This window comes from Paenibacillus sp. p3-SID1389, assembly GCF_025151705.1.
In the GTDB taxonomy this organism is placed as follows: Bacteria; Bacillota; Bacilli; order Paenibacillales; family Paenibacillaceae; genus Fontibacillus; species Fontibacillus phoenicis.
Map to the genome: position 1 here is coordinate 1 of NZ_JALXVO010000113.1, position 1,599 is coordinate 1,599.

At 55.3% G+C, this 1,599-nt stretch carries 1 rRNA gene; it reads left to right on the forward strand.

Annotation, left to right across the window (positions count from 1 at the left end):
- Nucleotides 1–1,599: ribosomal RNA gene (locus M3G15_RS21290) — 23S ribosomal RNA — on the forward strand; the annotation flags it as partial.

Genomic DNA, 1,599 nt, shown 5'->3' on the forward strand with positions numbered 1-1,599 from the left:
GGGGTAGGGGAGCGTTGTATGCGGGTTGAAGGTTGACCGGAAGGACAGCTGGACTTCATACAAGTGAGAATGCCGGTATGAGTAACGAAAAGATCAGTGAGAATCTGATCCGCCGAAAGCCTAAGGGTTCCTGAGGAAGGTTCGTCCGCTCAGGGTAAGTCGGGACCTAAGGCGAGGCCGAAAGGCGTAGTCGAAGGACAACAGGTAGAAATTCCTGTACCACCGTAATCCGTTATGAGCGATGGGGTGACGCAGTAGGGTAGTGACGCGAGCTGATGGATGCTCGTCCAAGCAGTGAGGCTGGTGTGTAGGCAAATCCGCACACCGATAAGGCTAGGCTGTGATGGGGAGGGAAAATTTACAGTACCGAAGGTCATGATCTCACACTGCCAAGAAAAGCCTCTAGCCAGGAGAAGGTGCCCGTACCGCAAACCGACACAGGTAGGCGAGAAGAGAATTCTAAGGCGCGCGGAAGAACTCTCGTTAAGGAACTCGGCAAAATGACCCCGTAACTTCGGGAGAAGGGGTGCCTCGGTAGGGTGAATAGCCCGAGGGGGCCGCAGTGAAAAGGCCCAAGCGACTGTTTAGCAAAAACACAGGTCTGTGCGAAGCCGCAAGGCGAAGTATACGGGCTGACGCCTGCCCGGTGCTGGAAGGTTAAGGGGAGCGGTTAGGGTTTAGCCCGAAGCTGTGAACCGAAGCCCCAGTAAACGGCGGCCGTAACTATAACGGTCCTAAGGTAGCGAAATTCCTTGTCAGGTAAATTCTGACCCGCACGAATGGCGTAACGACTTGGGCGCTGTCTCAACGAGAGATCCGGTGAAATTTTAATACCTGTGAAGATGCAGGTTACCCGCGACAAGACGGAAAGACCCCATGGAGCTTTACTGCAGCTTGATATTGGACTTGGATACGATTTGTACAGGATAGGTGGGAGCCTAGGAAGCCGGAGCGCCAGCTTCGGTGGAGGCGCCGTTGGGATACCACCCTGATCGTATCTAGGTTCTAACCTGGTACCGTAATCCGGTACGGGGACAGTGTCAGGTGGGCAGTTTGACTGGGGCGGTCGCCTCCTAAAGAGTAACGGAGGCGCCCCAAGGTTCCCTCAGAATGGTTGGAAATCATTCGAAGAGTGCAAAGGCAGAAGGGAGCTTGACTGCGAGACTGACAAGTCGAGCAGGGACGAAAGTCGGGCTTAGTGATCCGGTGGTACCGCATGGAAGGGCCATCGCTCAACGGATAAAAGCTACCCTGGGGATAACAGGCTTATCTCCCCCAAGAGTCCACATCGACGGGGAGGTTTGGCACCTCGATGTCGGCTCATCGCATCCTGGGGCTGAAGTAGGTCCCAAGGGTTGGGCTGTTCGCCCATTAAAGCGGTACGCGAGCTGGGTTCAGAACGTCGTGAGACAGTTCGGTCCCTATCTGTCGTGGGCGTAGGAAATTTGAGAGGAGCTGTCCTTAGTACGAGAGGACCGGGATGGACGCACCGCTGGTGCACCAGTTGTTCCGCCAGGAGCACAGCTGGGTAGCTAAGTGCGGACGGGATAAGCGCTGAAAGCATCTAAGCGTGAAGCCCCCCTCAAGATGAGATTTCCC